Source organism: Streptococcus oralis, assembly GCF_001579025.1.
Taxonomy (GTDB): domain Bacteria; phylum Bacillota; class Bacilli; order Lactobacillales; family Streptococcaceae; genus Streptococcus; species Streptococcus oralis_X.
Genome location: NZ_KQ970235.1, coordinates 682,617 through 690,404 on the forward strand (window position 1 = coordinate 682,617; position 7,788 = coordinate 690,404).

Genomic DNA, 7,788 nt, shown 5'->3' on the forward strand with positions numbered 1-7,788 from the left:
ACCGATGTAGGTTCCGTGAACAGACTCATCACGGATAATCAACTTGATAATTTCCGCAACATTGGCCAGTTTGTTGTTACCGAGATAGTAGAGGGGTGTGAAGAAACCTGAATAGAAGAGGAAGGTTTCAAGGAAGACACTGGCAACCTTCTTTTCAAGAGGCGTACCATTGAGGTAGATTTCATTGATAATTTCTGCTTTTCTTTGTAGGTAGGGATTAGTGTTGGTCCATTCAAAGATTTCTTCAATCTCAGCCTTGGTATTCAATGTAGAGAAGATAGAAGAATAGGATTTTGCATGGACAGATTCCATAAATTGGATGTTGTTAAAAACTGCTTCCTCATGCGGTGTACGGATGTCGGAACGAAGAGCCTGAACCCCTGTTTCTGATTGCATGGTATCAAGAAGGGTCAAACCACCAAAGACTTTTCCTACCAAGTCTTTTTCCTTGTTTGATAGTTTTCTCCAGTCATCAAGGTCATTTGACAAGGGGATACGAGTGTCGAGCCAGAATTGCTCCGTCAATTTTTCCCAAGTTGATTTGTCGATGACATCTTCGATGGCATTCCAGTTAATGGCTTTGTAGTAAGTTTCCATTTGAAATCTCTTTCTGTATGTAATAATGCGATGATAGAATCTTCTCTATTTTATCATAGTCTGAGAAGAGTATCGCACAAAAAGTCGGAAGACCGACTTTTCATTTTCCTAGTATTTTAGATACTTGTCCAAGTTTATTGCGGGGCATTTAATCAGTAATCTGAGAAAATGTGGTTGCCCAAGATAAAAATTAAATCACACAGCTTTCACATTGGTTAGCACCAACTTCCCCACCGTCATCTGTAAAGGTACGGACGTAGTAGATAGACTTGATACCCTTGTTAAAGGCATAGTTACGAAGGATAGACAAGTCACGTGTCGTTTGTTTATTTTCCTTCTTCCATTCGTAAAGACCTTTTGGAATATCACTACGCATGAAGAGGGTGAGTGAAAGTCCTTGATCCACGTGTTCAGTTGCAGCAGCGTAAACATCAATTACCTTACGCATATCCATATCGTAAGCAGAAGTGTAGTAAGGGATAGTATCTGTTGACAAACCAGCAGCTGGATAGTAGATTTTACCAATTTTCTTTTCTTGACGTTCCTCGATACGTTGCGTAATCGGGTGGATAGAAGCAGAAACGTCGTTGATGTAGCTGATAGAACCATTTGGAGCAACAGCTAGACGGTTTTGATGGTAAAGTCCATCCGCTTGAACCTTTTCGCGAAGTTCAGCCCAGTCAGCAGCACTTGGGATAAAGACATCTTTGAAGAGTTCTTTAACACGTTCTGATTTTGGAACAAATTCACCTGTCACATACTTGTCAAAGTAGCTACCGCTAGCATAATCTGATTTTTCAAAGTTGTGGAAGGTGACACCACGTTCGCGGGCGATATTGTTTGACTCCACCAAGGTCCAGTAGTTCATAAGCATAAAGTAGATGCTAGTGAATTCAACTGACTCAGGAGATCCGTATTCGATGAGTTGTTGGGCAAGGTAGCTATGAAGCCCCATGGCACCAAGACCAAAGGTGTGAGCCAAACTGTTTCCGTGGTCGATAGTAGGGACAGCTACGATGTGTGAACTATCTGTAACGAAAGTCAAAGCACGAACCATAGCACGGATAGAACGACCAAAGTCAGGTGAGGTCATCATGTTGACCACGTTGGTTGAACCAAGGTTACATGAGACGTCTGTTCCCATTTGAAGGAATTCTTGAGCATCGTTGATCAAGCTTGGTTCTTGGACTTGAAGAATCTCAGAACACAAGTTACTCATGATGATTTTTCCATCAACAGGATTTGCGCGGTTAGCTGTATCAATGTTGACGACATAAGGGTAACCAGACTCTTGTTGCAATTTGGAAATCTCAGTTTCCAAGTCACGCGCCTTGATTTTTGTCTTGCGGATGTTTGGATTTGCGACCAACTCATCGTATTTTTCAGTGATGTCGATGTAGTTGAACGGCACACCGTACTCAAGCTCTACAGAGTATGGGCTAAAGAGATACATTTCTTCATTTTTACGAGCTAATTCGTAGAATTTATCGGGCACCACAACACCAAGTGAAAGGGTCTTTACACGAACTTTTTCATCAGCATTTTCTTTCTTAGTGGAAAGGAAGGCGATGATATCTGGGTGAAAGACGTTGAGGTAGACAACACCAGCACCTTGACGTTGACCAAGTTGGTTTGAGTAGGAGAAACTGTCTTCGAAGAGTTTCATAACTGGAACGACACCAGAAGCTGCTCCTTCATAACCTTTGATAGGTGCGCCAGCTTCACGAAGGTTGCTTAGAGTAATACCTACACCACCACCGATACGTGAAAGTTGAAGAGCTGAGTTGATAGAACGTCCGATAGAGTTCATGTCATCAGTTACTTGAATCAAGAAACAAGATACCAACTCCCCACGACGAGCACGACCTGCGTTCAAAAAGGAAGGAGTAGCTGGTTGGTAGCGTTGGTGGATGATTTCATTGGCAATATCAATCGCAACAGCTTCATCACCATCAGCAAAATAAAGTGCATTAAAGAAGACACGGTCTTCCATACTTTCAAGGTAATATTCACCGTCATTAGTCTTCAAGGCATACTGGTTGTAAAACTTATAGGCAGCCATGAATGATTTGAATTGGAAGTTTTGGTCCTTGATAAATTGATGCAATTCTTCCAAAAACTCTGGACGGTATTTCTTGAGAAATGCAGTTTCGATGTAGTTGTGTTCAATGAGGTAGTTGATTTTATCAGTAATTGAATCAAAAACCATTGTATTTGGAACCACATTCTCTTTAAAGAAGGCATCCAAGGCTTCCTTATCTTTATGAAGCATGATTTGTCCATTGACAGGACGGTTGATTTCGTTATTGAGACGGAAGTAAGTTACGTCCTCAAGATGTTTTAATCCCATAAAATTTCCCTTATCTAATTACAAAAGAAAGGCCTCTAAGTTAGCCCTAGAAGCAATCTCTTCTGGATGATGTACTAAGATTATGCTAATTGTTTCAGTTTTCCTGGTTGGAAGCCTGAAAAGACTTCAGTTGGTGTTTGGATAACAGGAGCTGCGCTGAAACCGAGCTCTTTAACTTGATCGATGTACTCTGGTTGCTCGTCGAGATTGATCTCACGATAAGCGACATTGTTGCTGTCCAAGAAACGCTTGGTCATCTTACATTGGACACAGTTGTTTTTAGAATAAACGGTTACCATTTTCGTAACTCCTCTTTCAAAATAGATTACTTTCTTAGTATATCAGAAAAAAAACTTTGTCAAACTTTTTAAACTAAATCTTGTGCTAAAAAGTTACAGTTTCAAAAACAAAGCACAATATATAGTGTTTTGTCAGAGTGTAAAATTGGGTTTTCATTGAACTATCAAAGTTTATCAAAACAAAAAAACTATATACTGTATATTGGTAAGATAAATAGAAGATTTTCAGCAAGTTATCAGAAAGGAAATAGAAGAAAGTCCATAAAACACTTGAAAAATAATCTAGAAGGTGATATAATACAGTCTTGTAAGGGTTATCACATATAATCCAAAAAAGAAATAACTAAAGGAGAGTCAAACTATGGCTTCTAAAGATTTCCACGTAGTGGCAGAAACAGGTATTCACGCACGTCCAGCAACATTGTTGGTTCAAACAGCTAGCAAATTTGCTTCAGATATCACTCTTGAATACAAAGGTAAATCAGTAAACCTTAAATCTATCATGGGTGTTATGAGTCTTGGTGTTGGCCAAGGTGCTGACGTTACAATTTCAGCTGAAGGTGCAGATGCTGACGACGCAATCGCTGCTATCACTGAAACTATGGAAAAAGAAGGATTGGCATAAGGAAAATGACAGAAATGCTTAAAGGAATCGCAGCATCTGACGGTGTTGCAGTTGCAAAAGCATATCTACTCGTTCAACCGGATTTGTCATTTGAGACTATTACAGTCGAAGATACAAACGCAGAAGAAGCTCGCCTTGATGCCGCTCTACAAGCATCACAAGACGAGCTTTCTGTTATTCGCGAGAAAGCAGTAGGTACGCTCGGTGAAGAAGCAGCTCAAGTTTTTGACGCTCACTTAATGGTTCTTGCTGATCCTGAAATGATCAGCCAAATCAAGGAAACAATCCGTGCGAAGAAAGTGAATGCAGAAGCAGGTCTGAAAGAAGTAACAGACATGTTTATCACTATCTTTGAAGGAATGGAAGACAACCCATACATGCAAGAACGCGCAGCGGATATCCGCGATGTGACAAAACGTGTATTGGCTAACCTCCTTGGTAAAAAATTACCAAACCCAGCTTCTATCAATGAAGAAGTGATTGTGATTGCGCATGACTTGACTCCTTCAGATACAGCTCAATTGGACAAAAACTTTGTAAAAGCTTTTGTAACCAACATTGGTGGACGTACAAGCCACTCAGCTATCATGGCGCGTACGCTTGAAATTGCAGCAGTATTGGGTACAAACAACATCACTGAAATCGTTAAAGACGGTGATATTCTTGCCGTTAACGGTATCACAGGTGAGGTTATTATCAACCCAACTGATGAGCAAGCGGCTGAATTCAAGGCTGCTGGTGAAGCTTATGCGAAACAAAAAGCTGAATGGGCTCTCTTGAAAGATGCTAAAACAGTAACTGCTGATGGCAAACACTTTGAATTGGCTGCCAACATCGGTACTCCAAAAGACGTTGAAGGTGTCAATGACAACGGTGCTGAAGCTGTTGGTCTTTACCGTACAGAGTTCTTGTACATGGATTCTCAAGACTTCCCAACAGAAGACGAGCAATACGAAGCTTACAAGGCTGTACTTGAAGGAATGAACGGTAAACCTGTTGTCGTTCGTACAATGGATATCGGTGGAGATAAGGAACTTCCTTACTTCGATATGCCTCACGAAATGAACCCATTCCTTGGATTCCGTGCCCTTCGTATCTCTATCTCTGAGACTGGAGATGCTATGTTCCGCACACAAATCCGTGCCCTTCTTCGTGCGTCTGTTCACGGTCAATTGCGTATCATGTTCCCAATGGTTGCGCTCTTGAAAGAATTCCGTGCAGCGAAAGCAGTCTTTGACGAAGAAAAAGCAAACCTTCTTGCTGAAGGTGTTGCAGTTGCGGATAATATCCAAGTTGGTATCATGATCGAAATCCCAGCAGCAGCAATGCTTGCAGACCAATTTGCTAAAGAAGTTGACTTCTTCTCAATTGGTACAAACGACTTGATCCAATACACAATGGCTGCAGACCGTATGAACGAACAAGTTTCATACCTTTACCAACCATACAACCCATCAATCCTCCGTTTGATTAATAATGTTATCAAAGCAGCTCACGCTGAAGGTAAATGGGCAGGTATGTGTGGTGAGATGGCTGGTGACCAACAAGCTGTTCCACTTCTTGTCGGAATGGGCTTGGATGAGTTCTCTATGTCAGCAACATCTGTCCTTCGTACACGTAGCTTGATGAAGAAATTGGATACTGCTAAGATGGAAGAGTACGCAAACCGTGCCCTTACAGAATGTTCAACAATGGAAGAAGTTCTTGAACTTCAAAAAGAATACGTTAATTTTGATTAATCGAAAAGTCCTTGCAACTCAGTTGCAGGGATTTTTTTAAAGAATTTTCAAGAAATTCTTTTTTATATAAAGTCCATTCTAGAGAAAGTAGCGGTGAAGAATAAAAAAATACTTAACCGGTTCATAAAAGTCTTGACAAGTTGCAAATTTAGGAGTAAACTATTAACCAGTTAAGTAATAGAGAGGAGTTTCTGCAATTTAGAAATGAATTGCAAATAGAAATATTAAAAAAGAAAGAGAGTTTCGATGAAAATTAATAAAAAATACCTAGCTGGTTCTGCGGCGGCTTTAATTTTAAGTGTCTGTTCTTATGAGTTGGGACTGTATCAAGCCAGAACTGTCAAGGAAAATAATCGTGTTTCCTATATAGATGGAAAACAAGCGGCGCAAAAAACGGAGAATCTGACTCCTGATGAGGTTAGCAAGAAAGAAGGCATCAATGCGGAGCAAATCGTTATCAAGATAACAGACCAAGGCTATGTCACTTCACATGGCGACCACTATCATTATTACAATGGGAAGGTCCCTTATGATGCGATTTTTAGTGAAGAATTACTCATGAAGGATCCAAATTATAAGCTAAAAGATGAGGATATTATCAATGAAGTCAAGGGTGGTTATGTTATCAAGGTAGATGGAAAATACTATGTTTACCTTAAGGATGCATCCCATGCGGATAATGTCCGTACAAAAGAAGAAATCAATCGACAAAAACAAGAACATAGTCAGCATCGTGAAGGAGGGACTTCAGCAAATGATGGCGCGGTAGCCTTGGCACGTTCACAGGGACGCTACACCACGGATGATGGATATATCTTTAATGCATCCGATATCATTGAAGATACTGGTGATGCTTATATCGTTCCTCATGGCAACCATTACCATTACATTCCTAAGAGTGAGTTATCAGCCAGCGAATTGGCTGCAGCAGAAGCCTTTCTATCTGGTAGAAGTGGCCAATCAAATACGCCTACTTATAGCCGTACCAATAACAACAGTGCTAGCAGCGATGTAGATAGATGGACCCCATCCTATAATAAAAAAGGCAACAGCTATACGAACACAGCTAACAACAGTAGCGACGATAGCCAAGCAAGTCAAAGCGATGAGGATATTGATGGCCTTCTGAAACAACTTTATACCTTGCCACTCAGCCAACGACACGTAGAATCTGATGGTCTTGTCTTCGACCCAGCACAGATTACAAGTCGAACAGCTAGAGGAGTTGCTGTACCTCATGGGAACCATTACCATTTCATCCCTTATTCACAGATGTCTGAATTGGAAGAACGAATCGCTCGTATTATTCCTCTACAGTACAGTTCGAACCATAGGGTGCCGGATTCAAGACCAGAACAACCAAGTCCACAACCGACTCCGGAACCTAGTCCAAGCCCGCAACCTGCACCAAATCCTCAACCATCTCCAAGCAATCCAATTGACGAAAAATTGGTTAAACAGGTGATTCGAAAAGTAGATAATGGTTATGTATTTGAGGAGAATGGAATCTCACGTTATACTCCTGCCATGGAACTTTCAGCAGAAACAGCAGCAGCCATTGATAGTAAACTAGCCCAGCAAGAAAGTTTGTCTCATAAACTCGGAGCTAAGAAAACCAACCTCCCATCTGGTGATCAAGGATTTTACAATAAGGCTTATGATTTACTAGCAAAAGTTCATCAAGATTTAATTTCCAATAAAGGGCGCCAAGCTGATTTTGACGCTTTAGATAAACTGTTGGAACGACTCAACGATGCCTCAAGTGATAAAGTCCAGTTGGTGGATGATATCCTGGCCTTTCTAGCACCGATTCGTCATCCAGAACGTCTAGGAAAACCAAATGCGCAAATTGCTTATACTGATGATGAGATTCAAGTAGCCAAGTTGGCAGGCAAGTATACAACAGAAGATGGCTATATCTTTGATCCTCGTGATATCACCAGTGATGAGGGGGATGCCTATATAACCCCACATATGACCCATAGTCATTGGATTAAGAAAGATAGTTTGTCTGAAGCTGAAAGAGCAGCAGCCCAAGCTTATGCTAAAGAGAAAGGTTTGACACCTCCTTCGAATGACCATCAGGATTCAGGAAATATGGAGGCTAAAGGAGCAGAAGCTATCTACAACCGCGTGAAAGCTGCTAAGAAGGTGCCACTTGATCGTATGCCTTACAAT

General features: G+C 40.9%; 6 protein-coding genes. 3 read left to right on the forward strand and 3 right to left on the reverse strand.

Annotated elements, in window-relative coordinates; genetic code table 11:
- The 3 genes from SORDD27_RS10180 to nrdH form a co-directional block, all read right to left on the reverse strand.
- A partial coding sequence (locus tag SORDD27_RS10180; RefSeq protein WP_231069281.1) for a ribonucleotide-diphosphate reductase subunit beta occupies positions 1–597 on the reverse strand: 597 nt, incomplete at its 3' end.
- Positions 598–787: 190 nt separating this feature from the next.
- Positions 788–2,947, reverse strand: a complete 2,160-nt coding sequence (nrdE, locus tag SORDD27_RS03255) for a class 1b ribonucleoside-diphosphate reductase subunit alpha (RefSeq protein ID WP_061427278.1) — start codon at positions 2,945–2,947, stop codon at positions 788–790.
- 80 nt (positions 2,948–3,027) lie between these two features.
- Positions 3,028–3,246: a glutaredoxin-like protein NrdH gene (gene nrdH / locus SORDD27_RS03260; protein WP_000259240.1), complete on the reverse strand. Its 219-nt coding sequence runs from the start codon at positions 3,244–3,246 to the stop codon at positions 3,028–3,030.
- 361 nt (positions 3,247–3,607) lie between these two features.
- Between nrdH and SORDD27_RS03265 the strand changes: the two genes are divergently transcribed.
- The 3 genes from SORDD27_RS03265 to SORDD27_RS03275 form a co-directional block, all read left to right on the forward strand.
- On the forward strand, positions 3,608–3,871 hold the full coding sequence (locus SORDD27_RS03265; RefSeq protein WP_000146948.1) for a phosphocarrier protein HPr: 264 nt from the start codon (positions 3,608–3,610) through the stop codon (positions 3,869–3,871).
- Between the two features lie 5 nt (positions 3,872–3,876).
- Positions 3,877–5,610 (forward strand): phosphoenolpyruvate--protein phosphotransferase, encoded by a 1,734-nt coding sequence (gene ptsP / locus SORDD27_RS03270; protein ID WP_000138129.1) that lies wholly within the window; start codon positions 3,877–3,879, stop codon positions 5,608–5,610.
- Between the two features lie 246 nt (positions 5,611–5,856).
- Positions 5,857–7,788: pneumococcal-type histidine triad protein (locus SORDD27_RS03275; RefSeq protein ID WP_061427279.1), on the forward strand; the 1,932-nt coding region annotated here is incomplete at its 3' end.